Origin of the sequence: Haemophilus parainfluenzae, assembly GCF_900450995.1 — a bacterium.
Classification (GTDB): domain Bacteria; phylum Pseudomonadota; class Gammaproteobacteria; order Enterobacterales; family Pasteurellaceae; genus Haemophilus_D; species Haemophilus_D parainfluenzae_O.
This window is the reverse complement of record NZ_UGHY01000002.1, coordinates 990,033-1,015,041: the sequence shown is the minus strand read 5'-3', so window position 1 is coordinate 1,015,041 and position 25,009 is coordinate 990,033. Positions and strand designations below refer to the sequence as shown.

The 25,009-nt window shown below is 40.9% G+C and carries 24 protein-coding genes, 2 tRNA genes and 3 rRNA genes; 19 read left to right on the top strand and 10 right to left on the bottom strand.

The genetic code is table 11. The features are described from left to right. Window positions 1–28: 28 nt before the first annotated feature. From tuf to crcB, 3 genes are all read left to right on the top strand, one after another. Window positions 29–1,213, top strand: a complete 1,185-nt coding sequence (gene tuf / locus DX522_RS05265; protein ID WP_049362643.1) for an elongation factor Tu — start codon at window positions 29–31, stop codon at window positions 1,211–1,213. Between the two features lie 157 nt (window positions 1,214–1,370). After that, the gene (locus DX522_RS05260; protein ID WP_115180055.1) at window positions 1,371–2,189 is read left to right on the top strand and encodes a Cof-type HAD-IIB family hydrolase; all 819 of its coding nucleotides are present in this window, start codon (window positions 1,371–1,373) and stop codon (window positions 2,187–2,189) included. Then, window positions 2,190–2,585, top strand: coding sequence for a fluoride efflux transporter CrcB (gene crcB, locus DX522_RS05255; protein WP_115180054.1), 396 nt, complete (start codon window positions 2,190–2,192; stop codon window positions 2,583–2,585). On the opposite strand, the gene recX is transcribed toward crcB, so the two are convergent. From recX to DX522_RS05240, 3 genes are all read right to left on the bottom strand, one after another. Beyond that, a complete protein-coding gene (gene recX / locus DX522_RS05250) occupies window positions 2,560–3,012 on the bottom strand; it encodes a recombination regulator RecX (protein WP_115180053.1) in 453 nt (150 codons plus the stop codon). The genes crcB and recX overlap by 26 nt on opposite strands. Before the next feature lie 69 nt (window positions 3,013–3,081). Next, window positions 3,082–4,137 carry a recombinase RecA gene (gene recA / locus DX522_RS05245; protein WP_014064545.1) on the bottom strand — a complete coding sequence of 352 codons (1,056 nt, stop codon included), beginning with the start codon at window positions 4,135–4,137 and terminating at the stop codon, window positions 3,082–3,084. Between the two features lie 136 nt (window positions 4,138–4,273). After that, entirely contained in the window at window positions 4,274–5,116 is an 843-nt protein-coding gene (locus DX522_RS05240; RefSeq protein WP_115180052.1) for a patatin family protein, read from the bottom strand. Between the two features lie 230 nt (window positions 5,117–5,346). Between DX522_RS05240 and DX522_RS05235 the strand changes: the two genes are divergently transcribed. From DX522_RS05235 to mscL, 12 genes are all read left to right on the top strand, one after another. Beyond that, a complete protein-coding gene (locus tag DX522_RS05235; RefSeq protein ID WP_115180051.1) occupies window positions 5,347–6,015 on the top strand; it encodes a TfoX/Sxy family DNA transformation protein in 669 nt (222 codons plus the stop codon). A gap of 310 nt (window positions 6,016–6,325) precedes the next feature. Further along, a 16S ribosomal RNA gene (locus tag DX522_RS05230) occupies window positions 6,326–7,865 on the top strand. Window positions 7,866–7,947: 82 nt separating this feature from the next. After that, window positions 7,948–8,024: transfer RNA gene (locus tag DX522_RS05225), tRNA-Ile, on the top strand. Window positions 8,025–8,077: 53 nt separating this feature from the next. Beyond that, window positions 8,078–8,153: transfer RNA gene (locus DX522_RS05220), tRNA-Ala, on the top strand. A gap of 244 nt (window positions 8,154–8,397) precedes the next feature. Beyond that, window positions 8,398–11,292 (top strand): 23S ribosomal RNA (locus DX522_RS05215). Window positions 11,293–11,441: 149 nt separating this feature from the next. After that, a 5S ribosomal RNA gene (gene rrf / locus DX522_RS05210) occupies window positions 11,442–11,557 on the top strand. The 16S, 23S and 5S rRNA genes sit together here with 2 tRNA genes alongside, the layout of an rRNA operon. Before the next feature lie 123 nt (window positions 11,558–11,680). Beyond that, window positions 11,681–12,190: a peptide deformylase gene (gene def / locus DX522_RS05205; RefSeq protein ID WP_005698874.1), complete on the top strand. Its 510-nt coding sequence runs from the start codon at window positions 11,681–11,683 to the stop codon at window positions 12,188–12,190. Between the two features lie 59 nt (window positions 12,191–12,249). Then, window positions 12,250–13,206: a methionyl-tRNA formyltransferase gene (gene fmt / locus DX522_RS05200; RefSeq protein WP_115180050.1), complete on the top strand. Its 957-nt coding sequence runs from the start codon at window positions 12,250–12,252 to the stop codon at window positions 13,204–13,206. After that, a complete protein-coding gene (gene rsmB / locus DX522_RS05195; RefSeq protein ID WP_102703823.1) occupies window positions 13,206–14,543 on the top strand; it encodes a 16S rRNA (cytosine(967)-C(5))-methyltransferase RsmB in 1,338 nt (445 codons plus the stop codon). The genes fmt and rsmB overlap by 1 nt, the downstream gene beginning before the upstream one ends. After that, window positions 14,544–15,359 (top strand): glycosyltransferase family 2 protein, encoded by an 816-nt coding sequence (locus DX522_RS05190; protein ID WP_102703824.1) that lies wholly within the window; start codon window positions 14,544–14,546, stop codon window positions 15,357–15,359. It begins immediately after the preceding gene. After that, entirely contained in the window at window positions 15,356–16,732 is a 1,377-nt protein-coding gene (gene trkA, locus DX522_RS05185) for a Trk system potassium transporter TrkA (protein WP_115180049.1), read from the top strand. The genes DX522_RS05190 and trkA overlap by 4 nt, the downstream gene beginning before the upstream one ends. A gap of 78 nt (window positions 16,733–16,810) precedes the next feature. Next, a complete protein-coding gene (gene mscL / locus DX522_RS05180) occupies window positions 16,811–17,194 on the top strand; it encodes a large-conductance mechanosensitive channel protein MscL (RefSeq protein WP_115180048.1) in 384 nt (127 codons plus the stop codon). A gap of 51 nt (window positions 17,195–17,245) precedes the next feature. Here mscL and ispF read toward each other — a convergent pair whose 3' ends face one another. From ispF to ftsB, 3 genes are read right to left on the bottom strand one after another with little or no spacing between them, the layout of a single operon-like run. Then, entirely contained in the window at window positions 17,246–17,734 is a 489-nt protein-coding gene (gene ispF / locus DX522_RS05175) for a 2-C-methyl-D-erythritol 2,4-cyclodiphosphate synthase (protein ID WP_115180047.1), read from the bottom strand. Further along, complete coding sequence (gene ispD / locus DX522_RS05170) at window positions 17,731–18,414, bottom strand: 2-C-methyl-D-erythritol 4-phosphate cytidylyltransferase (RefSeq protein WP_115180046.1); 684 nt, start codon at window positions 18,412–18,414, stop codon at window positions 17,731–17,733. The genes ispF and ispD overlap by 4 nt, the downstream gene beginning before the upstream one ends. After that, window positions 18,414–18,692, bottom strand: coding sequence for a cell division protein FtsB (ftsB, locus tag DX522_RS05165; protein ID WP_115180045.1), 279 nt, complete (start codon window positions 18,690–18,692; stop codon window positions 18,414–18,416). Before ftsB ends, ispD begins: the two co-directional genes overlap by 1 nt. 250 nt (window positions 18,693–18,942) lie before the next feature. On the opposite strand from ftsB, the gene DX522_RS05160 reads away from it, so the two are divergent. Beyond that, window positions 18,943–19,761, top strand: coding sequence for a 5'-nucleotidase, lipoprotein e(P4) family (locus tag DX522_RS05160; protein ID WP_111387053.1), 819 nt, complete (start codon window positions 18,943–18,945; stop codon window positions 19,759–19,761). Between the two features lie 67 nt (window positions 19,762–19,828). Here the strand turns inward: DX522_RS05160 and fabR are convergent, their stop codons facing one another. Both fabR and oxyR read right to left on the bottom strand, forming a co-directional pair. After that, a complete protein-coding gene (gene fabR, locus DX522_RS05155; protein WP_014064558.1) occupies window positions 19,829–20,452 on the bottom strand; it encodes an HTH-type transcriptional repressor FabR in 624 nt (207 codons plus the stop codon). A gap of 25 nt (window positions 20,453–20,477) precedes the next feature. Continuing rightward, window positions 20,478–21,383, bottom strand: coding sequence for a DNA-binding transcriptional regulator OxyR (oxyR, locus tag DX522_RS05150; RefSeq protein WP_115180044.1), 906 nt, complete (start codon window positions 21,381–21,383; stop codon window positions 20,478–20,480). A gap of 131 nt (window positions 21,384–21,514) precedes the next feature. On the opposite strand from oxyR, the gene pgdx reads away from it, so the two are divergent. Beyond that, window positions 21,515–22,240 (top strand): hybrid peroxiredoxin PGdx, encoded by a 726-nt coding sequence (gene pgdx, locus DX522_RS05145; protein WP_115180043.1) that lies wholly within the window; start codon window positions 21,515–21,517, stop codon window positions 22,238–22,240. Window positions 22,241–22,341: 101 nt separating this feature from the next. Here the strand turns inward: pgdx and DX522_RS05140 are convergent, their stop codons facing one another. Beyond that, complete coding sequence (locus DX522_RS05140) at window positions 22,342–22,659, bottom strand: DUF5389 domain-containing protein (protein WP_115180042.1); 318 nt, start codon at window positions 22,657–22,659, stop codon at window positions 22,342–22,344. A 45-nt stretch (window positions 22,660–22,704) separates the two neighbouring features. Between DX522_RS05140 and DX522_RS05135 the strand changes: the two genes are divergently transcribed. Continuing rightward, window positions 22,705–23,331, top strand: coding sequence for a rhomboid family intramembrane serine protease (locus DX522_RS05135; RefSeq protein ID WP_115180041.1), 627 nt, complete (start codon window positions 22,705–22,707; stop codon window positions 23,329–23,331). A gap of 21 nt (window positions 23,332–23,352) precedes the next feature. After that, entirely contained in the window at window positions 23,353–24,108 is a 756-nt protein-coding gene (locus tag DX522_RS05130; RefSeq protein WP_115180040.1) for a DeoR/GlpR family transcriptional regulator, read from the top strand. A 424-nt stretch (window positions 24,109–24,532) separates the two neighbouring features. Here the strand turns inward: DX522_RS05130 and trmL are convergent, their stop codons facing one another. Next, window positions 24,533–25,009 (bottom strand): tRNA (uridine(34)/cytosine(34)/5-carboxymethylaminomethyluridine(34)-2'-O)-methyltransferase TrmL, encoded by a 477-nt coding sequence (trmL, locus tag DX522_RS05125; protein ID WP_005695079.1) that lies wholly within the window; start codon window positions 25,007–25,009, stop codon window positions 24,533–24,535.

Genomic DNA, 25,009 nt, shown 5'->3' with positions numbered 1-25,009 from the left:
ACCGTGTCTATTTAGAGGGACTCTTTAAATGTCTAAAGAAAAATTTGAACGTACAAAACCGCACGTAAACGTGGGTACAATCGGCCACGTTGACCACGGTAAAACAACTTTAACAGCAGCAATCACAACCGTATTAGCAAAACACTACGGTGGTGCAGCTCGTGCATTCGACCAAATCGATAACGCGCCAGAAGAAAAAGCACGTGGTATCACCATCAACACATCACACGTTGAATACGATACTCCAACTCGCCACTACGCACACGTTGACTGCCCAGGACACGCGGACTATGTTAAAAACATGATTACCGGTGCGGCGCAAATGGACGGTGCTATCTTAGTAGTAGCAGCGACAGATGGTCCAATGCCACAAACTCGTGAGCACATCTTATTAGGTCGCCAAGTAGGTGTACCTTACATCATCGTATTCTTAAACAAATGCGACATGGTAGATGACGAAGAGTTATTAGAATTAGTAGAAATGGAAGTTCGTGAACTTCTTTCTCAATATGACTTCCCAGGTGACGATACACCAATCGTACGTGGTTCTGCATTACAAGCATTAAACGGCGTAGCAGAATGGGAAGAAAAAATCCTTGAGTTAGCAAACCACTTAGATACTTACATTCCTGAGCCAGAGCGTGCAATTGACCAACCGTTCCTTCTTCCAATCGAAGACGTGTTCTCAATTTCAGGTCGTGGCACAGTAGTAACAGGTCGTGTTGAGCGTGGTATCATCCGCACTGGTGATGAAGTTGAAATCGTTGGTATCAAACCAACAACTAAAACAACTGTAACTGGTGTTGAAATGTTCCGTAAATTACTTGACGAAGGTCGTGCAGGTGAGAACATTGGTGCATTATTACGTGGTACCAAACGTGAAGAAATCGAACGTGGTCAAGTATTAGCGAAACCAGGTTCAATCACGCCACACACTGATTTCGAATCAGAAGTTTACGTATTATCAAAAGAAGAAGGTGGTCGTCATACTCCATTCTTCAAAGGTTACCGTCCACAGTTCTATTTCCGTACAACTGACGTAACTGGTACAATTGAATTACCAGAAGGCGTGGAAATGGTAATGCCTGGTGATAACATCAAAATGACAGTAAGCTTAATCCACCCAATCGCGATGGACCAAGGTTTACGTTTCGCAATCCGTGAAGGTGGCCGTACAGTAGGTGCTGGCGTTGTTGCGAAAATCATCAAATAATTGATGTATTAACTGTAACAAATTAGATTAAGAAGGCGTATCGAAAGATGCGCCTTTTTGTTTTTTATCAATGAATGTCATTTTTATGATAGAAAGTGCGGTCAAAAATCGTGTCGTTTTGGTATGATACAGACTCATTTTTTATACAGGTGGTTTTATGCAACAACTTCCATTTAAAGCCGTTGTTTCTGATCTTGACGGTACATTACTCAATACTAATCATGTAATTGGTAATTTTACAATTGAGATATTAAATAAATTAGAACAAAAAGGTGTTGATATTATTTTAGCAACTGGCCGTAATCATACGGATGTTTCTTCTATTTTAGGTAAGATTGGAGCGGAGCATGCTGTAATGATCACTTCCAATGGAGCGAGAGTACGCGACCTAAAAGGTAACCTTATTTATAGCAATAGCCTTCCAGATGAAATCGTACTTGAGTTGTATAAAATCCCTTTTGATCGTACCAAGATTTGTATCAATACTTATCAAGATGATGGTTGGTTTATCAATATAGATGTGCCTGAATTAGCAAAATATCACAAGGATTCAGGTTTCATGTATGAGGTGGTTGATTTCACAAAACATCACGGAAGAGGAACTGAAAAAGTATTTTTTATTGCTCGTGACCCAAAAGATCTTGTAGAACTGGAAGATTATCTTAGAACACATTTTGGTGATAAAACGACAATTGTTTATTCCGCTGTGACTTGTTTAGAGGTCATGAACAAAAATGTATCTAAAGGTGATGCATTAGTTCATCTATTAGAAAATAGAAATTATGGATTAAAAGATTGTATTGCTTTTGGTGATGGTCAGAATGATGTTGAAATGCTTTCTTTGGCTGGTAAAGGTTATGTGATGGCGAATGCTGATCCTCGTCTAAAAGAAGCTTGCCCTGAATTGGAAGAGATTGGGTTCAATAAAGACGAAGCAGTGGCCAAACATTTAGCTGCACTTTTTGGTATTAAATAGATGTTTCAGTCAATTTTTCTGGTTAGTGCAGGTGCAGCGATCGGAGCCTCTTTACGCTGGGGATTAGGTCTATGGCTTAATTCCCTGTTTAGTTCACTTGCATTTGGTACACTTGTGGCGAACTTTATTGGCTGTTTTTTGATGGGGATTTTAGTGGCAGCCTTTTGGTTATTTCCTCAATTTAGCCCTGAATGGCGATTATTCTTAGTGACTGGATTTCTTGGTGCTCTCACCACCTTTTCTTCTTTTTCAGGCGAAGTAATAGAACTCTTTTTTAAAGAAGAGTGGGTAAATGGATTGTTCGTTTTAGTGAATCATTTAGTTGGTTGTTTAATTTTTACAGTATTAGGGATTTATTTCTTTAGGCTCATCAGTCTTCTATTCCATTTCCGATAAAATCGCTAAATTCTTCAGAATAGAATCCATGAGAGAGCATATATTGCCAAATTTTTTGTTTGATTTTGATTGGTTGAGGTTCTGCATAATTAGGAAACTTTTTGTGTAGAACCTTTTCTGCTATTTCAATCCAATTAATTTCACTTTCTGCGAGAACTTCATTAATTACGTCTGAAGATACACCTTTCAGTTGACGTAATTCTTGTTTAATACGATTTGCACCATACCTACGTTGCGAACGTGCGTGTAAATAATTTTCAGCAAATCGCTTATCATTTTGCCAGTTTTTTTTCTGACAGTAAGCAATCGTTTCATCGATCTCATCTTCTGTAAATGCTTTTTCCTGCATTTTATTGCGTAGTTCAAATTCGCTATATTCACGTCGAGCAAGTAAATTAACGACATAGCTCAAAGCAAGAGAAGACATAGAAATTCCTTTTAGGTGAAATACGGTTGAAATGAAAAGTGCGGTCAATTTTGACCGCACTTTTAGTGATTAGAAATCGCTTTCTGCGTCATCATTAGATTGTTCAATATCAGCCATTAATGCTTGTTCTGGGTTAGCGACTAATTCAGCACGAAGCTTCGCTTCAAGTTCGTCTGATTTAGCAGGATTTTCATGTAACCATTTCATTGCATTAGCTTTACCTTGACCAATTTTTTCACCGTTATATGCATACCACGCACCGGATTTCTCAACAAGTTTGTGTTTAACACCAAGTTCAATTAATTCGCCTGCTTTAGAGATACCTTCTCCATAAAGAATTTGGAAATCTACTTGGCGGAAAGGTGCGGCTAATTTGTTTTTAACTACTTTAACACGAGTTTCGTTACCAATGACCTCATCTCCATCTTTAACTGAACCAGTACGGCGGATATCTAAACGAACAGAAGAGTAGAATTTTAGCGCGTTACCACCAGTTGTGGTTTCTGGGTTACCAAACATGACACCAATTTTCATACGAATTTGGTTAATGAAGATAACGAGACAGTTTGCATTTTTGATTTGACCAGTTAATTTACGTAGTGCTTGAGACATTAAACGCGCTTGTAAACCCATGTGTGAATCACCCATTTCACCTTCAATTTCAGCTTTTGGGGTAAGTGCAGCAACCGAGTCCACGATGACGACATCTACAGCACCAGAACGTACTAAGGCATCACAAATTTCAAGCGCTTGTTCCCCGTTGTCTGGCTGGGAGACTAAGAGCTCTTTCACATCAACGCCAAGTTTCGCTGCATAAATAGGATCAAGTGCATGCTCCGCATCGATAAAGGCACAGGTTTTACCCACTTTTTGTGCTTGAGCGATAACAGATAAAGTTAAAGTTGTTTTACCAGAAGATTCAGGTCCAAAAATTTCAACAATACGACCCATTGGTAAACCACCAATACCAAGAGCGACATCAAGACCTAAAGAACCAGTTGAAACAGATTCAACATCAAGGGCTTGAGTATCGCCCAATTTCATAATTGAGCCTTTACCGAATTGTTTTTCAATTTGACCAAGTGCTGCTGCGAGCGCTTTTTGCTTTTCTTCTTGAGTTGCCATATAAAACCTTCTTAAATAGAGTTATCTAAATTTGGCTAGATTATATCTGTATTGATGTACAGTATCAAGAGAAAATTTTTTCCTTGACGAAAAAATGTGAACCAGATTCCAAATTTGAGAAATAGTTTATTTAAAATCAACTTCTTAAGTATTTTTTTAGATCTTGAATTTGTGCTGAGAGAATTTTTTCACCCAGTTCATATACAGTTCTTATTTTGATTTCATCTCGTTCTAATCGACCTATATTGAGCGGTACATTTGGACGGATCACAAAGATTTTATTTTGTTTTTCTAAACGAATGATTTCTTCTACTTGTTCATTATAAGTGCGGTAGCGATTTTCTAAGGTTTTAACTAAGTGTGGATATTTGCGATAAAAAAGCTTGAATAAAAAAGAAGAAGATTTTGTTTTACGGTAGTCGATAGGTTGGGTTAAAACAATGATAATTTTATCACAACCGAGCTCTTGTGCTTTTTCAAATGGAATACTATCAGCAATTCCACCGTCTAGATATTTTTGCCCATTGATTTCAACAAATTGCGATACAAAAGGCATGGCCGAGGTTGCTCTGAAGTATTCCATTTCTTTGAAAACATTTTCGATTTTGAAATATTCAGCTTTACCATTCTCAATGTTTGTGGCAGTCAAATAGAAATCAATATGAGATTTCTCGAATTCATTTTGATCAAAAGGGTCTAGATTAAAGGGGAGATCATAGAAAGCGAAGTCTTTATTGACAATGTTGCCTGTTGTAAAAAGGCTATGAAATCCCATGTAACGTTTATCGTTAAGATATTTTAGGTTATATCTCAATGCTCTTTCTTTTTGATTGGATGCATAATTTATGCCAAATAATGCGCCCGCAGAAACGCCAATAATTTTATCTATTTCGATGTGTTGTTCCATGAGTGCATCAAGGACACCAGCTGTAAACATCCCTCTCATGCCTCCGCCTTCAAGAACAAGTCCAGTTATCATTATTTATTCCTATATATTACAATTTTTTAATAGGCTTAAGTTGTTAATTATAATCTTGTTTTATCAAATCTACTTGTTTGTTTTTAAATAAATTTTACATTTGCGATCTATCTCACAAAATTGAAAAAATCTTTTAGTTATACCTGATTGATTATGATATAACTATTCTATAGTGGTGCTTCTTAGTTATAGCTAAATAAAATAAACCTTACTCTAAGGAGAGCTTTAAAATGAAAATCCTAACAATACCCAATGATAATATTATCAGAGTGTGTAATTTACTAAATCAACTGATTGGAGATGTAACAAGCAAAAACCTATTTACTGGATATGGATTATTCCATAAAGATAAGGATATGTTTGCTGTTTGGATTAATAATAAGGTTTACTTGAGGGCTAAAGGTGAACTTTCTGTAAAATTAAAAGGGTTGGGCTGCAAAGCCTTTGCAACAAATGAGCTCAATAAACGCTTTGTGTTATCTGATTATTATGCTTTAACTGAAAGTATCTTGAAAGATAATGTCTTAATGAGAACTTTGATCATTCTTTCAATAACTCAAATAAGGAAGGAAAAACTCGAGTCTGTGCTCTCTAAGATTGGACGGATTCGTGATTTACCGAATTTATCTGTTAAATATGAACGAGCACTAAAGAAAGTCGGTATTGATAATGTGGATATCTTACGACAAATAGGTGCTGAAAATGCAATTGTTCGTTTGAAAAAAGCGGATATTGGTGCAACTGAAGCTTTTTATTGGCGACTTCGTGGCGCTTTAGAAAATCGTAATTGTGAGTTTTATACTGAGAAAGAAAAGGAGAAAGGGCTTAATAAACTTAATGAAATACTTTCTGCAAATGGATTTAGGCGTTGTAAAAGGACTTTAAAAAAGGTTGAATAGACTTACTTAAAGGCTGTGCGTATAAAAAATCATCTATCGAACAATTTTTTTTAAAAAGTGCTTGCAAAGGCATCTGAAATGCCTATAATACGCCCCACACAACGACGCGCTGTTGTGAAGCTTTAGAAAAACCAGTGCGTCGTTCTTTTTTGCTCTTTAACAATATATCAGACAATCTGTGTGGGCACTTGTTGATTGACTTGTTTTAAAAATATTTTTAATTTTGAAGTCTTAATAGGTGCTAACTAGAAATTCATAATACTTTTTAAGTAGTGACATTTTATGTCAGCAGTATTGAGCGATTGAACTTGAATTGAAGAGTTTGATCATGGCTCAGATTGAACGCTGGCGGCAGGCTTAACACATGCAAGTCGAACGGTAACATAAAGAAGCTTGCTTCTTTGATGACGAGTGGCGGACGGGTGAGTAATGCTTGGGAATCTAGCTTATGGAGGGGGATAACTACGGGAAACTGTAGCTAATACCGCGTAATATCGAAAGATTAAAGTGTGGGACCTTCGGGCCACATGCCATAGGATGAGCCCAAGTGGGATTAGGTAGTTGGTGAGGTAAAGGCTCACCAAGCCGACGATCTCTAGCTGGTCTGAGAGGATGACCAGCCACACTGGGACTGAGACACGGCCCAGACTCCTACGGGAGGCAGCAGTGGGGAATATTGCGCAATGGGGGCAACCCTGACGCAGCCATGCCGCGTGAATGAAGAAGGCCTTCGGGTTGTAAAGTTCTTTCGGTAGCGAGGAAGGCATTTAGTTTAATAGACTAGGTGATTGACGTTAACTACAGAAGAAGCACCGGCTAACTCCGTGCCAGCAGCCGCGGTAATACGGAGGGTGCGAGCGTTAATCGGAATAACTGGGCGTAAAGGGCACGCAGGCGGTGACTTAAGTGAGGTGTGAAAGCCCCGGGCTTAACCTGGGAATTGCATTTCATACTGGGTCGCTAGAGTACTTTAGGGAGGGGTAGAATTCCACGTGTAGCGGTGAAATGCGTAGAGATGTGGAGGAATACCGAAGGCGAAGGCAGCCCCTTGGGAATGTACTGACGCTCATGTGCGAAAGCGTGGGGAGCAAACAGGATTAGATACCCTGGTAGTCCACGCTGTAAACGATGTCGATTTGGGGGTTGAGCTTTAAGTTTGGCGCCCGTAGCTAACGTGATAAATCGACCGCCTGGGGAGTACGGCCGCAAGGTTAAAACTCAAATGAATTGACGGGGGCCCGCACAAGCGGTGGAGCATGTGGTTTAATTCGATGCAACGCGAAGAACCTTACCTACTCTTGACATCCAGAGAACTTTCCAGAGATGGATTGGTGCCTTCGGGAGCTCTGAGACAGGTGCTGCATGGCTGTCGTCAGCTCGTGTTGTGAAATGTTGGGTTAAGTCCCGCAACGAGCGCAACCCTTATCCTTTGTTGCCAGCGATTAGGTCGGGAACTCAAAGGAGACTGCCGGTGATAAACCGGAGGAAGGTGGGGATGACGTCAAGTCATCATGGCCCTTACGAGTAGGGCTACACACGTGCTACAATGGCGTATACAGAGGGAAGCGATAGTGCGAGCTGGAGCGAATCTCACAAAGTATGTCTAAGTCCGGATTGGAGTCTGCAACTCGACTCCATGAAGTCGGAATCGCTAGTAATCGCAAATCAGAATGTTGCGGTGAATACGTTCCCGGGCCTTGTACACACCGCCCGTCACACCATGGGAGTGGGTTGTACCAGAAGTAGATAGCTTAACCTTTTGGAGGGCGTTTACCACGGTATGATTCATGACTGGGGTGAAGTCGTAACAAGGTAACCGTAGGGGAACCTGCGGTTGGATCACCTCCTTACCAAAAACGAGAGACAATAAGTGTCCACACAGATTGATTGATATATTGTAGACAATATCGAGCAGAAAGTCGTTATTCCCTTGGGTCTGTAGCTCAGGTGGTTAGAGCGCACCCCTGATAAGGGTGAGGTCGGTGGTTCAAGTCCACTCAGACCCACCACTCAAACTGAGTGAGTGATGAAGGTGAATAAGGTAATAAATAAACGATGACATGGGGATATAGCTCAGCTGGGAGAGCGCCTGCCTTGCACGCAGGAGGTCAGCGGTTCGATCCCGCTTATCTCCACCACTTATCATCGTTAAGTAAATTGAGTAAGTTAATAGTTAAAATACTTTAATGAGTTTATTTAACGATGATAACTGAAAATGTTATTTCTGTTCTTTAACAACTAGGAAACAAGCTGAAAAACTGAAGAGACTTTCAAGTCCTTTTAAGGATAAGAAAAAGTCTGAGTAAGAATAAAATCTTGATTGAACAAAAGCAATCAAGTGTTTAGTTGAAAACACAACATCAAGAATTTTTGAGGTTGTATAGTTAAGTGACTAAGCGTACAAGGTGGATGCCTTGGCAATCAGAGGCGAAGAAGGACGTGCTAATCTGCGAAAAGCTTGGATGAGTCGATAAGAGGCGTTTAATCCAAGATATCCGAATGGGGAAACCCAGTAGATGAAGAATCTACTATCACTTACTGAATCCATAGGTAAGTGAGGCAAACCGGGAGAACTGAAACATCTAAGTACCCCGAGGAAAAGAAATCAACCGAGATTTCGTCAGTAGCGGCGAGCGAACGCGAAGGAGCCTGTTAGTGATAATGACAGAGACAGAGGAACAAGCTGGGAAGCTTGGCGATACAGGGTGATAGCCCCGTACTCGAAGTCCAGGTTATGGTACTAAGCTAACGATAAGTAGGGCGGGACACGTGATATCCTGTTTGAAGATGGGGGGACCATCCTCCAAGGCTAAATACTCCTGATTGACCGATAGTGAACCAGTACTGTGAAGGAAAGGCGAAAAGAACCCCGGTGAGGGGAGTGAAATAGAACCTGAAACCTTGTACGTACAAGCAGTGGGAGCCTGAAAGGGTGACTGCGTACCTTTTGTATAATGGGTCAGCGACTTATATTTTGTAGCGAGGTTAACCGAATAGGGGAGCCGAAGGGAAACCGAGTCTTAACTGGGCGTCTAGTTGCAAGGTATAGACCCGAAACCCGGTGATCTAGCCATGGGCAGGTTGAAGGTTGGGTAACACTAACTGGAGGACCGAACCGACTAATGTTGAAAAATTAGCGGATGACTTGTGGCTGGGGTGAAAGGCCAATCAAACCGGGAGATAGCTGGTTCTCCCCGAAATCTATTTAGGTAGAGCCTTGAGCGGACACCTTCGGGGTAGAGCACTGTTTCGGCTAGGGGTCCATCCCGGATTACCAACCCGATGCAAACTACGAATACCGAAGAGTGATACTCAGGAGACACACGGCGGGTGCTAACGTCCGTCGTGGAGAGGGAAACAACCCAGACCGCCAGCTAAGGTCCCAAAGTCTATATTAAGTGGGAAACGAAGTGGGAAGGCTTAGACAGCTAGGATGTTGGCTTAGAAGCAGCCATCATTTAAAGAAAGCGTAATAGCTCACTAGTCGAGTCGGCCTGCGCGGAAGATGTAACGGGGCTCAAATATAGCACCGAAGCTGCGGCATCAGACGAAAGTCTGTTGGGTAGGGGAGCGTTGTGTAAGCGGATGAAGGTGTGTTGAGAAGCATGCTGGACGTATCACAAGTGCGAATGCTGACATAAGTAACGATAAAACGGGTGAAAAACCCGTTCGCCGGAAGACCAAGGGTTCCTGTCCAACGTTAATCGGGGCAGGGTGAGTCGGCCCCTAAGGCGAGGCTGAAGAGCGTAGTCGATGGGAAACAGGTTAATATTCCTGTACTTGGTAAAGCTGCGATGTGGGGACGGAGTAGGTTAGGTTATCGCACTGTTGGATATGTGCGTTTAAGTTGGTAGGTGGGAAGTTTAGGCAAATCCGGACTTCCTTAACACTGAGAGATGATGACGAGGCTCTACGGAGTTGAAGTAACTGATACCACACTTCCAGGAAAAGCCACTAAGCGAAAGGCTTTACTAAACCGTACTGAAAACCGACACAGGTGGTCAGGTAGAGAATACTCAGGCGCTTGAGAGAACTCGGGTGAAGGAACTAGGCAAAATAGCACCGTAACTTCGGGAGAAGGTGCGCCGGCGTAGATTGTAGTCCCTCGCGGGCGAAGGTTGAACCGGTCGAAGATACCAGCTGGCTGCAACTGTTTATTAAAAACACAGCACTCTGCAAACACGAAAGTGGACGTATAGGGTGTGATGCCTGCCCGGTGCTGGAAGGTTAATTGATGGTGTAATCGAAAGAGAAGCTCCTGATCGAAGCCCCAGTAAACGGCGGCCGTAACTATAACGGTCCTAAGGTAGCGAAATTCCTTGTCGGGTAAGTTCCGACCTGCACGAATGGCATAATGATGGCCAGGCTGTCTCCACCCGAGACTCAGTGAAATTGAAATCGCCGTGAAGATGCGGTGTACCCGCGGCTAGACGGAAAGACCCCGTGAACCTTTACTATAGCTTGACACTGAACATTGAATTTTGATGTGTAGGATAGGTGGGAGACTTAGAAGTAGTCACGCCAGTGATTATGGAGTCGTCCTTGAAATACCACCCTTTAACGTTTGATGTTCTAACGAAGATTACGAAACGTGGTCTCGGACAGTGTCTGGTGGGTAGTTTGACTGGGGCGGTCTCCTCCCAAAGAGTAACGGAGGAGCACGAAGGTTTGCTAATGACGGTCGGACATCGTCAGGTTAGTGCAATGGTATAAGCAAGCTTAACTGCGAGACAGACAAGTCGAGCAGGTACGAAAGTAGGTCATAGTGATCCGGTGGTTCTGAATGGAAGGGCCATCGCTCAACGGATAAAAGGTACTCCGGGGATAACAGGCTGATACCGCCCAAGAGTTCATATCGACGGCGGTGTTTGGCACCTCGATGTCGGCTCATCACATCCTGGGGCTGAAGTAGGTCCCAAGGGTATGGCTGTTCGCCATTTAAAGTGGTACGCGAGCTGGGTTTAGAACGTCGTGAGACAGTTCGGTCCCTATCTGCCGTGGGCGTTGGAGAATTGATTGGGGCTGCTCCTAGTACGAGAGGACCGGAGTGGACGCACCACTGGTGTTCCGGTTGTGTCGCCAGACGCATTGCCGGGTAGCTAAGTGCGGAAGAGATAAGTGCTGAAAGCATCTAAGCACGAAACTTGCCAAGAGATGAGTTCTCCCAGATTATAAATCTGTAAGGGTTGTTTAAGACTAAGACGTAGATAGGCATGGTGTGTAAGCGGTGCGAGCCGTTGAGCTAACATGTACTAATTGCCCGAGAGGCTTAACTATACAACGCTCAAGGGTTTTGGGTGTTGTAATGATACAAAGACGAAACTCAGAGAAGAAAGAGAAAGTATTGAAGGTGAATCAGCTTGTTTGGTTGTGAGACGCTAGAGATAGCGGAGCAGAGAGAAAATAGAAGTTATTAAAGGAATAATCCTGGCGGCGATAGAGCGGTGGTCCCACCTGACCCCATACCGAACTCAGAAGTGAAACGCCGATGCGCCGATGGTAGTGTGGGGCTTCCCCATGTGAGAGTAGGACACCGCCAGGTACTGAATGTGAACCCCGAGCTGAAAAGCTTGGGGTTTTTGTTTATGGATATTTTCAATATTTTAGCAAAGCGTTGATTCTATGATACAATCACCGCCGTAATTTTAATAAAACAAGAGAAAATATGACCGCACTTAATGTATTAATTTATCCAGATGATCACCTAAAGATTGTTTGTGAGCCAGTTGCAGAAGTCAATGATGACATTCGCAAAATTGTAGATGATATGTTTGATACGATGTATCAAGAAGAAGGTATTGGCCTTGCTGCACCACAGGTAGATATCTTGCAACGTATTATTACGATTGATATTGAAGGAGACAAACAAAATCAGCTAGTGTTGATCAATCCAGAAATTTTAGCGTCAGAAGGTGAAACAGGTATTGAAGAAGGTTGTTTATCTATTCCTGGGTTTCGTGCTTTAGTGCCTCGTAAAGAAAAAGTCACAGTAAAAGCGTTAGATCGTCATGGAAAAGAATTTACGCTTGATGCAGATGGTTTATTAGCAATCTGTATTCAGCATGAGATCGATCATTTGAACGGTATTTTATTTGTGGATTATCTTTCACCGTTGAAACGTCAACGTATCAAAGAAAAATTAGTGAAATATAAAAAACAAATTGCAAAACAATAATCAAAAGTGCGGTATAAAATGACCGCACTTTTCCTATCAACGCCATAACGTAGAACATTATGAAACCATTGAATATTATCTTTGCCGGTACACCGGACTTCGCAGCACAACATCTTGCTGCACTCTTAAATTCACATCACAATATTATTGCTGTTTATACGCAGCCAGATAAACCGGCGGGGCGTGGTAAAAAATTACAGGCGAGTCCTGTAAAGCAATTAGCAGAACAACATCAAATTCCTGTTTATCAACCAAAATCCTTGCGTAAAGAAGAAGCACAAACAGAGTTTAAAGCGTTAAATGCCGATGTGATGGTTGTTGTCGCTTATGGTTTGATTTTACCTCAAGTAGTGTTAGATATGCCTCGTTTAGGTTGTTTAAATGTGCATGGTTCCCTCTTACCACGTTGGCGTGGCGCTGCACCGATTCAGCGATCTATTTGGGCGGGTGATCAACAAACTGGTGTGACAATTATGCAGATGGATGCAGGCTTAGATACTGGCGATATGTTACACAAAGTGTATTGCGATATTGATGAGCAAGAAACCTCTGCCTCGCTTTACCATAAATTAGCTGAAATTGCGCCGTCGGCATTGATTAGTGTTTTGGATCATTTGGAAGAAGGGAAATTCATTGCAGAAAAACAAGATGATAGCCAAAGTAACTATGCAGAGAAACTTTCCAAAGAAGAGGCTAAATTAGATTGGTCGCTATCGGCAGCCCAGCTTGAACGTAATATTCGCGCGTTTAATCCTTGGCCGATTAGTTTCCTACAATTAACTGATGAACAAGGTAATGAACAAACCTTAAAAGTTTATGCTGCTACCGTGTTGCCACATGTAGATAAACCAGCTGGGACGATTTTAAGTGTCGATAAAAAAGGTATCCAAATTGCCACGAAAGAAGGCGTTTTAAATTTATTGCAACTTCAGCCCGCAGGCAAGAAACCTATGTCTGTGCAAGACTTCCTCAATGGTCGAGCAGATTGGTTCCAGGTCGGTAAGGTTCTAAACTAATGGTATCTCAACGCAAAAAAACGGGAAAATCGACCGCACTTTCGGTACGCGCTATTGCTGCTCAAGTTATTTTACAGGTTTTAGATCAAGGTAAGTCCTTATCAACGTTACTTCCAGAAGTGCAATCGCAAGTAAAACCACAGGATTTACCTTTATTACAGGAAATCACCTTTGGTATTTGTCGCCTATTGCCTCGTTTAGAAAATATTATAAAAAAATTATTAGATAAGCCATTGAAGGGGAAAACCCGCATCGTGCACTGCTTGCTATTGGTGGGATTGTACCAATTACTTTATATGCGCGTGCCCGCTCATGCGGCGGTAGATGAAGTAGTTAATGCCACAAAATCATTGAAATCAGATAGTTTCCGTGGTTTGGTTAACGGTGTATTGCGTCGCTTCTTACGGGAAAAAGAAGATATTCTTTCCGTAGTAGATAAAAATTGGCAAACGCTTCATCCTGAATGGTTTGTGAATAAACTCAAAAAAGCTTATCCGAATTGGCGTGAAATTATTGAAGCAAATAACCAAAAGCCACCAATGTGGTTACGGGTCAATCAACAGCAAAATAACACGAAAACTTACCGCACTTTATTGGAAGAGCAAGAGATAGTCTCATTGGAATGTGATAATCCACATGCTTTACGTTTAGCTCAACCGCTTTCTGTCTCGAAATTACCAAATTTTGAGCAAGGCGCAGTAACAGTCCAGGATCTCAATGCCCAATGGTCCGCTTTATTGCTTGAGCCACAAAATGATGAATTAATTTTAGATGCTTGCGCGGCTCCAGGTGGGAAAACAACGCATATTTTAGAAATAGCGCCACAAGCGAAAGTGATTGCGCTTGATGTCGAGGCTCATCGCTTAAAACGCGTCGAAGAAAATCTTACCCGTTTGAATCAACAGGCGGTTGTCGTTTGTGGTGATGCGACCGAGCCAGAAAAGTGGCTCTCAGAAATAGGTTTAAGTGGTGCATCCTTTGATCGTATTTTATTAGATGCACCTTGCTCAGCAACGGGCGTAATTCGTCGTCATCCAGATATTAAATGGTTACGTCAAGAAACGGATATTGCTCAATTGGTTGCCTTGCAAGGGCAAATTCTAAAAGCACTTTGGGCAAAATTGAAACCTAATGGCATTTTGCTTTACGCGACTTGCTCGGTGCTTCCCGATGAGAATAGTCAGCAAATACAGCGTTTTTTAGCTGAAACATCCAATGTAGAATTGATGCCATTGCCGTTTGAACAAACGGAAAATACGATAGGAATCCAATTCTTACCACAAGAGAATGGCGGGGATGGGTTCTATTATGCAAAATTGAGAAAACGGTCAGCTTAAATGAATTTGCCTTTAATTGATGTCGTCATTCCTTGCTATAACACTGAACAAACGCTTGTTCGTGCAGTGGAGTCTGTGTTGCAGCAAAATAATCTTGGTCACCTTTGGCTGATTGATGATGCATCGACAGATAATACATTTGCATTAGCCTTACAGCTTGCAGAACAATATCCAGACAGAATCTCCGTCGAGCAAATGCCAAAAAATAGCGGTGTTGCGATGGCTCGAAATTGGGGCGCGATGCTCTCTGCTAAAAGTGCGGTCGATTTTGTTGCGTTTTTAGATGCTGATGATGCATACGAACCTGGTGCATTGGAAGTGGCTGCAGCAACCTTTCATTTTCAGCCAGATACTTCAGTCGTGAGATTAGCATTAAAGCCAATAAATTTAGCTCAACGCTATGCAGAACACCCTAATTTTGATCTGGCATGGCAATATATGCGCATGACCTGCGGGGGAAATATCATTTTCAATAAAGCTTTTTTCTTAGCGTGTGGCGGATTTCCAACACATCAATTATTCAGAGAGCTCGGCGGTGAAGATGGCGCTTTAGGCATTGCAACCACTAAAACGGCAAAAGTAGCGACATTATTTGAAGATGTAGGCGTGTTGCATTTTTGTCGTGAAGGTATGCATGCGGAACGTTTACTCGACGGCCTATTATTTGGTAAACAAGATCCAGCGATTACCGCAGAAAAAATGGCAAAAGCTGAACAAGTCACATCGAACATTTGTCGCCGTATTGAGGCATTAAAGTGCGGTCTAAATTCAGCTGAAATTGGTATCCGACCTTTGGTTGTGGAGAGAACAGAATGAAAATAATCATCTTAGGTGCAGGGCAAGTAGGCACAACGCTTGCGGCAAATTTAGTGAGTGAAGATAACGATATCACACTGGTAGATAATGAATCTCAACATTTGCAGAATTTGCAAGATAAGCATGATTTACGCGTGGTTAAAGGTTCCCCTTCTTCTCCCAAAATTTTGCGTGATGCGGGAGCTGCAGATGCGGACTTGATGGTTGCGGTAACTGCTTCTGATGAAACCAATATGATCGCTTGCCAGTTGGGATATACCCTTTTCAATACCCCAACACGTATTGCACGTATTCGTAATGCGGAATATTTGCGTGAGAAAGATAAATTATTTAATGATGAAAACGTCCCCATCGATCATCTGATTTCGCCAGAGAATTTAGTTACAGATGAGATTACACGCTTAATTGCTTATCCCGGTGCGTTGCAAGTGGCACATTTTGCCAATAATCGAATTAGCATTGTGGTTGTAAAAGCCTATTACGGTGGTCCGTTAGTGGGCTATGCGTTATCCGCTTTTAAAGAGCATATGCCACACATTGATTGCCGTATTATTTCGATTTTACGTAATGATAGATTAATTCGTCCGCAAGGCTCGACCATTATTGAGGCGGGCGATGAAATCACATTCATTTGTGCGACAGAGCACATTAAAGCGGTGATGAGTGAGTTGCAACGCCTTGAGAAAACCTACAAACGTATCATGATTGTTGGCAGTGGAAATATTGCCTCAGGTGTGGCGAAACAGTTAGAAGATAAGTATCAAGTAAAACTCATTGAGCGCGATGGAGAAAAAGCGAAAGTTTTAGCTGAAAGACTTTCTAAAACCCTGGTTTTCCATGGTGATGCTTCTGACCAAAATTTGCTTTTTGAAGAGCATATTGAGAGCGTCGATGTCTTTTTATCTCTAAGTGCGGATGATGAAGCTAATATTATGTCGGCGTTACTGGCAAAACGCCTAGGGGCTAAAAAAGCCATGGTGCTTATTCAACGCATGGCATATATCAATTTGATTCAAGGTGGAACCATTGATATTGCGGTTTCACCACAACAGGCAACAATCTCAGCTTTATTAGGACATGTGCGTAAAGGGGATATCAAAAGTGTGGCCTCTTTGCGTCATGGTACCGCGGAAGCCATTGAACTTGTTGTGCATGGCGATGCGACCACATCCAATGTGGTTGGAAGACAAATTGGCGATATCAAGCTGCCTGTAGGGGCAATGATTGCGGCAATTTTACGTAAAAATGAAGTAATCATTACTCGTCGTCAGGTTGTTATTGAAGAAGGCGATAATGTGATTGTTTATATTAATGACAAGAAATCCGTGTCAGAAATTGAAAAATTATTCCAACCAAGTGCATTTTTTATTTAAATAACAGTTTACTTTTTAATCTGAAAACCTATAATACGCACTCTTTTAATTTTTTAAACCAACACAAAAGGAAATTTTATGAGCTTTCTTAAAGAATTCCGCGAATTTGCAATGCGTGGCAACGTAGTAGACATGGCAGTCGGTGTGATCATCGGTGGTGCTTTTGGTAAAATCGTGAGCTCACTTGTAGCTGACGTAGCAATGCCTGTATTAGGTATTTTAACTGGTGGTGTAGATTTCAAAGATTTAAAAATCACGTTAGCAGAAGCGGTAGGTGAAACTCCAGCAGTAACATTAAACTACGGTGCATTTGTTCAAAATGTCTTTGATTTTATCATCATTGCATTCGCAATCTTCATGATGATCAAAGGTATCAACAAAGTGAAAAAACCAGTAGAAAAAGTAAAAGGTCCTTCACAAGAAGAATTACTTACTGAAATTCGCGATTTATTAAAAAAATAATAAGAATTTAATCTAAATAAAGAAAGGTTGGTATTTTACCAACCTTTTCTTTTACCTAAAATTTAAGCATTTGAGTAACAATGCAACGGCTTCGCAAGCAATACCTTCACTTCGACCCGTAAAACCAAGTTTTTCTGTTGTGGTTGCTTTAACATTCACTTGCTCAATATCGCAATGTAAATCTTCCGCAATCTTCGCTCGCATTGCATCGATATGAGGACGCATTTTAGGGGCTTGTGCAATAATGGTCACATCCACATTACTTACTTTATAGCCTTTTTCTTGTACTTGGCGGAATGCTTCTCGTAATAAAACACGGCTATCTGCATTTTTATATTGCATATCGGTATCAGGGAAGAGTTTACCAATATCGCCTAATGCTACTGCACCTAATAAGGCATCTGTTAAGGCATGCAAGGCGACATCACCATCAGAATGGGCAATGAATCCAGTATGGTAAGGCACTTCAACGCCACCAATAATTAAAGGGCGATCTTCACCAAAAGCATGAACATCAAACCCATGTCCAATTCGTATCATAGAGTTTTCCTTGTTAAATAAAATTCGGCTAAAGCTAAATCTTCTGGACGTGTCACTTTAATATTATCACTCCTTCCCGCGACTAAGTGCGGTCGAAATCCGGCAAGTTCCATCGCTGAGGCTTCATCTGTAATATTGGCACCTTGAGAGAGCCCCTGTTCAAGTGCATTTATTAATAGATCGCAACGGAAAAATTGCGGCGTTTTCGCAAGCCAAAGTTCAGTGCGATCTTCTGTTTTAATAATATCTTGTTGTTTATTCGCGCGTTTAATCGTATCGACCGCTGGAATGGCCAAAATAGCGCCTTGTTCATCATCGATTTGGAGCAATTTATCTAAATCTTGATGTGTTAAACAAGGTCTGGCTGCATCATGCACCAATGCCCAAGCTTGATCATTTTTAATCGCTTTTAGCCCATTTAGAACTGACTCGGCTCGCGATTCACCACCTTCAACGAGGGTGATGTTTTGATGAGGGAATAAAGTCATTTCAGAAAGATAGGGATCATTTTTTCCTACTGCAAGAATAACGTGATTAATTGCAGGGTGGGATAGAATGACAGAGAGTGTATGTTCCAGAATCGTCTTGTCTAGGATTTTCAGATATTGCTTAGGTTTATTTGTCTGCATACGGCTTCCAACACCCGCAGCAGGAATGACGGCAATAATTTCGCGGCTCATTATTTATGCTCTTTGACGATGTGATAGAACACTTCGTTTGGTTTGACCATATCATGGCTCATGCGTGATCGCTCTTCAATGGATTCAAAGCCTTTTGTTAAACCTTGAATTTCGGCAGAAATCATTTGATTTCTTTGTGAGAGCTTTTCATTTTCAGCTTTATTCTCTTTGATTTGAGCTGCCACATCTTTGTAGTCAAAATAGCCGTTTTTACCAAACCAAAGATCGTACTGAAATAGCACGAGAATACCCACTAAAACTCCAATGAAAAGACGCATGAATTACCTATTATTTCTGAAAACTTTGGATAGTTTACCGTGAAATACAGCGAAATGCGATGAAAAAGTGCGGTTAAAAATAAGATGATTTTTGAAATAATTTCATCGTGCTTGTTGGATAACTTAAAAATGAAAAATGTGATCTTTCTCACAAATTAGTTATAAAGTTTGATAAACCCATAGCCACTGCCCAAATAGGCTTGTTATACTTTTGCTTGTCATTATGACTTTTTAACAGAAGGAACAATCAATGAAAACAACATTAAAACTTACCGCTATTGCAGCGATGTCAGCATTTATTTTAACTGGTTGTGCGACTCAAGATAAGAGCGCAGAAGCGGATGCGCAGCTTCAACAACAAGCGGTATTAGGTCTTAACTGGATTCAACAATCAGGTGAATACCAGGCCCTTTCTTACCAAGCATACAATGCAGCAAAAGTGGCATTTGATCACGCTAAAGTGAAAAAAGGTAAGAAAAAAGCTGTTGTGGTGGATTTAGATGAAACCATGCTAGATAACAGCCCTTATGCTGGCTGGCAAGTGCAAAACAATAAGCCATTTGATGGCAAAGACTGGACTCGTTGGGTAGAAGCTCGTCAATCAGGTGTGGTACCAGGTGCAGTAGAATTCAATAACTATGTAAATACCCACGGCGGTAAAATGTTCTATGTGTCTAATCGTAAAGACAGCAATGAAAAAGCGGGTACGATTGATGACATGAAACGTTTAGGTTTTAATGGTGTTGAAGATTCAGCGTTTTACTTGAAAAAAGATAAATCACCAAAAGCAGCGCGTTTTGAAGAAATTGAAAAACAAGGTTATGAAATCGTCGTTTATGTGGGTGATAACCTAGATGACTTCGGTGATGCGATCTATGGTAAACAAAATGCAGAACGTCGTGATTTCGTTGCACAAAACAAAGCGAAATTTGGTAAAACATTCATCGTTTTACCTAACCCGAACTACGGCGGTTTTGAAGGTGGTTTAGCGAAAGATTACTTCAAAGGTGATTCAAGCAGCAAAGTGAAAGCACGTTTAGATGCGATTAAAGCTTGGGATGGTAAATAATTCCCTATTTTAGATAAAACAACACCCGCAAAGATGCGGGTGTTTTGTTTTAGTTGAAAAGTGTGGTCTATTTTCGCATCATTTTTTCTTTATGAGCGGCGAAGTCGCCACCTTTAGCGAGCATACGGAGCTGTAAGATTACACGTTCTTTTAGCAAATCTTGTTCGGCCTTCGTCATATCTAAGGCATTGGAGCCTGCTGTGAATACGATGGTTACCATGCCTTCTGCCTGTACATAAGAGACATATTGAGAATAGTGATTTTTCTTTGCAATGTATTCAGCTAATTCATCCACAAAGTGTTTGATTTCGCGGGCCGCTGCGGTACGGAAGGCTTGAGAAGTCCCCGAACTTTCACGCAAGAGCAAACGGAACACGTTAGTGCTGTGAGTGATAAATTCAAAAAAGGTTTCAACAGAAACACGGATGACACTGCCGCCGGCATCAATGCGTTTACGCGCTTGGCGCATTAATTGACGGAGAGTTAAACCTGCTTCATCTACCATTTCTAATCCGAGCTCATCCATATCGCTAAAGTGGCGATAGAAAGAAGTTGGTGCAATGCCTGCTTCTCGCGCAACTTCACGTAAGCTTAAATTAGAAAAGCTTTTTTCTGCACTCAACTGATTGAATGCAGCGTCAATTAAGGCCCGACGGGTTTTTTCTTTTTGAATTGCTCGAACACCAGCCATTTGGTTTTCCTCAGCTTATGATAAATTATTTTTTATTCGCTAAAATCGATTTAACTTGTTCACTGACCGCACTTGCAACGCGTTCATAGCGATTACGTAATGGTGAACCAGGGCGGTAAACGAGAGCAATAGTGCGAGACGGTTCTGGCGAATGGCAAGGAATATATTTTACACCTGGACGCGTGCCTTCATTTAATACCGCAAGTTCTGGCATAAAGGTGATACCCGCATTGGCTGCTACCATATTACGCAAAGTTTCAAGGCTAGTTGCTTGGAAGTGAGAGTCTTCTTTGGCGCCTGCTGTAAAACAATAATCGAGTGCTTGATTACGTAAGCAGTGCCCGTCATCTAGCATGAGCATTTCTTGCCCTTTTAAGGCATTCATGGCAATTTTACTTTCTGACGCCCAAGGATGTTGGTCGGATACAGCGAGTAACATTTTTTCATCGAAAATAGGCACTTCGATAAACGCTTCAGTTTCGGGTACGCGAGCCACAATCGCACAATCTAGGCGACCTGTTTCTAATTGTTCTAATAGTTGGTGAGTTTGGGCTTCGTACAGAAATACTTCTAAATCTGGGAAAGTTTCTTTCAATGTTGGTACAATATAAGGAAGTAGGTAAGGGCCAACAGTTGGGATTAATCCAATGTGTAATGGGCCTGTCATTTCTTTACCTTGGTTACTAGCCATTTCTTTGAGTAATTTTACTTCGCGCAATACAGTGCGAGCTTGATCGACAAGTAACATACCTGATTGCGTGAAGAGTACTTTACGGCTAGTACGTTCAAGTAAAATAATGCCTAATTCATCTTCTAGTTTGCGAATTTGGCCACTTAAAGTGGGTTGGCTAACATTGCAAGAATCCGCCGCACGACGGAAATGTTTAAACTCGGAAAGAGCTACTAAGTATTCTAAATCACGAATATTCATAGGGTTCTCACTTTATAGAATATGTCAATTAAAAGGATAGAATTAATTGATTATGACTATATCACAAAACTTTCTATAATGCCTATTAAGTTTTTAGGACTAATTAATTTAACTCACAGAGGAGACACATTATGTCTAATATGGAAGGAAAAAAAGTTCCACAAGTTACATTCCGTACTCGTCAAGGTGATCAATGGGTTGATGTGACCACATCTGAATTATTTGATAACAAAACAGTTGTTGTTTTCTCATTACCAGGTGCATTCACGCCAACTTGTTCATCTTCTCACTTACCACGTTATAACGAGCTTGCACCTGTTTTCAAACAACATGGTGTAGATGATATTTTAGTGGTGTCAGTAAATGATACTTTCGTTATGAATGCCTGGAAAGAGGCAGAAGAAGCACACAATGTAAAATTCATTCCAGATGGTAACGGTACTTTCACTGAAGGTATGGGCATGTTAGTTGGAAAAGATGATTTAGGTTTTGGTAAACGTTCTTGGCGTTATTCTATGCTCGTAAAAAATGGCGTAGTTGAAAAAATGTTTATTGAACCAAATGAACCCGGCGATCCGTTTAAAGTATCTGATGCAGATACAATGCTGAAATACATTGCACCAAATTATCAAGTGCAGGAATCAATCGCAATTTTCACTAAACCTGGTTGCCCGTACTGTGCGAAAGCAAAACAACTTTTACATGATAAAGGTTTAAACTTTGAAGAAATCGTATTAGGTCACGATGCAACAATCGTGAGTGTGCGTGCAGTTTCTGGTCGTTCAACTGTGCCTCAAGTATTCATTGGTGGTAAACACATCGGTGGTAGCGACGATTTAGAAAAATACTTCGCATAATTGATTGCAAATAGGCATTTTTTATATTTTTGATTATTAGGAACATAATGTAAAAGGGAGCGAAAGCTCCCTTTTTTGTTGTCTATTGTCTTGTTATGTTCTTAGGTATTAAAGCCAATGTAACAAACTGAGATTAAAATGACGTAAAAAATGACCGCGCTTAGCAGTAATAATTTTATGGCAAGTTTAGGTTTGCGCTGGTGCAGTTTATAAAGCAAACGTGCAATCAAAACTAAAACAAAGGGATACACCCAAAAGATAATCGAGAAAAGATCGATCTGAAAATCGCTCAGTGTAGGGTTTTTCACAAAAGAAGTAGAAAGCAGAGAGGCCATGGGCCACAGTAAAATGGGTAAACAAAATGCCGCAAGTCCCCAATCGAAGCCACTAAATCCTGTCGGCATAGTTTGTTTTTTCATAATGAACCTTATATGATTGACGAAAAATAAAAAGGAATATAACAAATGCCGTCTTTATTTGGTAGTGAAACTGATGCCATTCAAGAGAGAAAATTGGTGAAACGTCTATTAAGAAAGAAAAAAATCACCTTCATTTTGACCGCACTTTGCGCGGTGATTTATCTCTTGCAGAATGTTGGGTTTGAAGAGCCAATTATGGATTTATTCCATTATCCTGCTTATTCTTGGGAAGATTGGGAAGTATGGCGCTATTTCACTCATGCTATTGTTCATTTGTCGGTACCGCATATTTTATTTAACCTTTCGTGGTTTTGGTTATTCGGTGGCGCGATTGAACGCCGATTGGGTTCTCTCTATTTTTTATTATTAGTTTTAGTCTCTGCTGCAGTGACTGGTGCTGTACAAAATTACTTTACCGGTCCCGCCTTTTTCGGGCTATCTGGTGTGGTTTATGCCGTGTTAGGTTATGTGTTGGTGGTGGATAAATTACACCCGCATAGCTTTGATTTGCCAGAAGGCTTTTTCACGATGTTGCTGGTAGGGCTTGTATTTGGCTTTATTAGTCCGCTTTTTGGTATTAATATAGGTAACGCAGCTCATATTTCAGGCTTTATCTTAGGATTAGTTTGGGGATTTCTGCAGAGTAAAATTAAGGCTAAATCGTTTAGCTAATTCAAATTTATAGGCATTTATATGAAGCAATCATTACGCCATCAGAAAATAATTGAGATTGTGAAGCTAAAAGGGTATGCCAGTACAGAAGAGCTGGTTATCGAACTGGAAGTTAGTCCACAGACCATTCGACGCGATCTGAATATTCTGGCGGAACAAGATTTAATTCGTCGTCATCATGGTGGTGCGGCTCCCTCTTCAACTGCAGAAAATTCTGATTATATTGAACGTAAACAATTTTTCCCTTCCCAAAAAAGTGCTATTGCTCGAGAGGTAGTAAAACGTATTCCAAATGGTGCCTCTTTATTTATTGATATTGGAACCACGCCTGAAGCTGTGGCAAGTGCCTTGTTAAGTCATGAACGTTTACGTATTGTGACAAATAATCTCAATGCGGCTCATTTATTACGTCAAAATGAAACCTTTGATATTACGATGGCAGGTGGCTCATTGCGTAAGGATGGTGGAATCATTGGTGAGGCAACGGTTAATTTTATTTCTCAGTTCCGTTTAGATTTCGGGATTCTGGGTATTAGTGCAATTGACCTTGACGGTTCATTATTGGACTATGATTATCATGAAGTCCAAGTGAAACGTGCCATTATAGAAAGCTCACGCCAAACGTTATTAGCGACTGATCATTCAAAATTTTCTCGACAAGCCATTGTGCGATTAGGGGAGCTCAAAGACGTGGATTATCTTTTCACCGATGATGTGCCAAAACAAATTGCGGATTATTTAGAAAATAGCAATACAAGGTTAGTGATTTGCAAATGATAGAAATAGGAAGTGCGGCCAAAATTGACCGCACTTTTTTGGTAAGCATCCATGCCTAGCCACTGCTGTTTCGACCAATTCAAAATTAACTTCATTCACCCAACCTCCTTATTGATGTGAGATGAAACTAATTTTGCTGCAATAGTTGTTAAATTTTAGGGATACAAATGGAGGGCAAATCATTCGACTGCCAATTCTTTATTTAGGACAACGGGGAAGGTTTGCTTGAAGAGTCAAGAAAGACTAGAGCTTGATAGATCAAGTGGGTACATCGAGATCCCTCTCTAAATGTAATTTATTTATACTGCTGTTTTGGTAAAAAGGGAATCTTAAAATTATAAATATGTGATCGAGATCACAAATTAAATGCAAAAAGAAAGCTGCTTATTTTTGTGTATAAAATAAGCAGCTATTTTATTGGTTTTTATCGATTTAAATTCACCGCGCCTTCGTAACCAAGTTGTCGCCAAGCTTCATAAACTGCAACAGCTACCGAGTTAGATAAGTTCATACTGCGGCTATTTGCTGTCATTGGGATACGGATTTTTTGTTCCATTGGCATCTTATCCAAAATAGACATTGGAATACCACGGGTTTCTGGGCCAAACATTAAATAATCCCCTAATTCAAATTGCACTTCGCTATGCGCAGGGCCGCCTTTAGTGGTGAGTGCAAAAAGACGTTTCGGTTTTTCGCTTTCTAAAAAGGCTTCAAAGGTTTTATGTTTTTTGATTTCAGCAAATTCATGATAATCCAAGCCAGAACGACGTAATTTTTTATCATCCCAGGTAAAGCCAAGTGGCTCGATTAAATGAAGACGAAAGCCAGTGTTGGCACAAAGACGAATAATATTTCCCGTATTTTGTGGAATTTCAGGTTCGTATAACACAATGTCTAACAT

Coding starts and splice junctions, on each gene's coding strand:
- def (WP_005698874.1), top strand. CDS start 11,681: ATGACCGCACTTAATGTATTAATTTATCCAGATGATCACCTAAAGATT.
- pgdx (WP_115180043.1), top strand. CDS start 21,515: ATGTCTAATATGGAAGGAAAAAAAGTTCCACAAGTTACATTCCGTACT.
- mscL (WP_115180048.1), top strand. CDS start 16,811: ATGAGCTTTCTTAAAGAATTCCGCGAATTTGCAATGCGTGGCAACGTA.
- DX522_RS05190 (WP_102703824.1), top strand. CDS start 14,544: ATGAATTTGCCTTTAATTGATGTCGTCATTCCTTGCTATAACACTGAA.
- ftsB (WP_115180045.1), bottom strand. CDS start 18,692: ATGCGTCTTTTCATTGGAGTTTTAGTGGGTATTCTCGTGCTATTTCAG.
- fabR (WP_014064558.1), bottom strand. CDS start 20,452: ATGGCTGGTGTTCGAGCAATTCAAAAAGAAAAAACCCGTCGGGCCTTA.
- DX522_RS05160 (WP_111387053.1), top strand. CDS start 18,943: ATGAAAACAACATTAAAACTTACCGCTATTGCAGCGATGTCAGCATTT.
- crcB (WP_115180054.1), top strand. CDS start 2,190: ATGTTTCAGTCAATTTTTCTGGTTAGTGCAGGTGCAGCGATCGGAGCC.
- DX522_RS05135 (WP_115180041.1), top strand. CDS start 22,705: ATGCCGTCTTTATTTGGTAGTGAAACTGATGCCATTCAAGAGAGAAAA.
- tuf (WP_049362643.1), top strand. CDS start 29: ATGTCTAAAGAAAAATTTGAACGTACAAAACCGCACGTAAACGTGGGT.
- DX522_RS05140 (WP_115180042.1), bottom strand. CDS start 22,659: ATGAAAAAACAAACTATGCCGACAGGATTTAGTGGCTTCGATTGGGGA.
- DX522_RS05240 (WP_115180052.1), bottom strand. CDS start 5,116: ATGATAACTGGACTTGTTCTTGAAGGCGGAGGCATGAGAGGGATGTTT.
- DX522_RS05130 (WP_115180040.1), top strand. CDS start 23,353: ATGAAGCAATCATTACGCCATCAGAAAATAATTGAGATTGTGAAGCTA.
- rsmB (WP_102703823.1), top strand. CDS start 13,206: ATGGTATCTCAACGCAAAAAAACGGGAAAATCGACCGCACTTTCGGTA.
- DX522_RS05235 (WP_115180051.1), top strand. CDS start 5,347: ATGAAAATCCTAACAATACCCAATGATAATATTATCAGAGTGTGTAAT.
- fmt (WP_115180050.1), top strand. CDS start 12,250: ATGAAACCATTGAATATTATCTTTGCCGGTACACCGGACTTCGCAGCA.
- recA (WP_014064545.1), bottom strand. CDS start 4,137: ATGGCAACTCAAGAAGAAAAGCAAAAAGCGCTCGCAGCAGCACTTGGT.
- trkA (WP_115180049.1), top strand. CDS start 15,356: ATGAAAATAATCATCTTAGGTGCAGGGCAAGTAGGCACAACGCTTGCG.
- ispF (WP_115180047.1), bottom strand. CDS start 17,734: ATGATACGAATTGGACATGGGTTTGATGTTCATGCTTTTGGTGAAGAT.
- recX (WP_115180053.1), bottom strand. CDS start 3,012: ATGTCTTCTCTTGCTTTGAGCTATGTCGTTAATTTACTTGCTCGACGT.
- trmL (WP_005695079.1), bottom strand. CDS start 25,009: ATGTTAGACATTGTGTTATACGAACCTGAAATTCCACAAAATACGGGA.
- ispD (WP_115180046.1), bottom strand. CDS start 18,414: ATGAGCCGCGAAATTATTGCCGTCATTCCTGCTGCGGGTGTTGGAAGC.
- DX522_RS05260 (WP_115180055.1), top strand. CDS start 1,371: ATGCAACAACTTCCATTTAAAGCCGTTGTTTCTGATCTTGACGGTACA.
- oxyR (WP_115180044.1), bottom strand. CDS start 21,383: ATGAATATTCGTGATTTAGAATACTTAGTAGCTCTTTCCGAGTTTAAA.